The 224-nt window shown below is 41.5% G+C and carries 1 protein-coding gene; it reads right to left on the reverse strand.

Translation table 11 applies throughout. The annotated features are described in order from the left end of the window. Nucleotides 1-165, reverse strand: a 165-nt coding sequence (locus tag KJB30_RS18585; RefSeq protein WP_367619016.1) for a transposase, incomplete at its 3' end; no start/stop codon positions are given. Nucleotides 166-224: the final 59 nt, after the last annotated feature.

A 224-nucleotide genomic window follows, 5' to 3' on the forward strand; every position in this document is an offset into this window, starting at 1 on the left:
CGACAAAGCTGTTTCCGTTTCCGGCACTGCAAGAATATGGATATGGTTGTCCATCAGACAATAGGCCCAAATGGATAAGTGATATCTTTGTGCGTATCCTGATAGCAATTTTAAATACATCTGCCGATCTTCGTCATCGAAAAAGACAGTAGAAACTAGGGACACTTCCCAGTTTTTTGTGGCCTTCCCGGTTTTTTGGGTCTTACTGGCTGATTTAATTGAAA

The sequence above is a fragment of the Pelotalea chapellei genome, assembly GCF_018531195.1.
In the GTDB taxonomy this organism is placed as follows: domain Bacteria; phylum Desulfobacterota; class Desulfuromonadia; order Geobacterales; family Pseudopelobacteraceae; genus Pelotalea; species Pelotalea chapellei.